At 34.7% G+C, this 649-nt stretch carries 1 protein-coding gene; it reads right to left on the bottom strand.

What is annotated here, in order from left to right; all coding sequences use genetic code 11:
• Positions 1-465 (bottom strand): radical SAM protein (locus BRO54_RS18905; protein ID WP_139268116.1); only part of this gene is annotated, 465 nt, incomplete at its 3' end.
• Positions 466-649 lie beyond the last annotated feature (184 nt).

The raw sequence follows: 649 nt of genomic DNA, 5'->3' as shown, positions 1-649 counted from the left end.
AACCTGAAAATCATATTCCAAATAACTCAAATTTTTCAAATTATTAAATATTCTTTTGAAAGTTCCTTGTCCTCCCACTAACTTACGTGTTTGATCATGAATATGTTCAGGGCCGTCTATAGTTATCTGGAAATTGTCAACACCTAGCTTTAATAATTTTGTCGCCGTATCACTGTTTAAAAGGAATCCATTAGTAGTAATACCAGCACGAAACTTGAAATTGTACTTTTCACTTAATAAAAGGAATTGATTTGATAATTTTTCAATAACATCTAATGCGAGAAGAGGTTCTCCTCCAAACCAATGGACATTCAAATTTTTTAGTTGAGGCCCTCTTTTCTCAACATATTTTATTACACCTTCAATAACATCATCCGACATTTTTCCTTTCTCAAAATTTTCATAACAATATGTACACCTAAAGTTACACTGTTCAGTGACTAAAAAAATCAGGGTCTTCACCATTTTCTGTGATTTCCACTCAATCCCAGAAACATGTTAGCTGGATGAAATGAGTTCATCAGTCAAGATCCTTCTTTCGCATACAGACCATGAAGTTGGTAGAATGGAAACAGTCAAGTGCTTTCCTTGACGGGTTCCATTCTACCAACTATCATACCGATAGCGGAAGAAGAGAGCGCTTAAGCAA

It is taken from the genome of Geobacillus proteiniphilus (assembly GCF_001908025.1).
Lineage (GTDB): Bacteria > Bacillota > Bacilli > Bacillales > Anoxybacillaceae > Geobacillus > Geobacillus proteiniphilus.
Note: the sequence above shows the minus strand (reverse complement) of the source record. Positions and strands in the feature narration are given on the sequence as shown.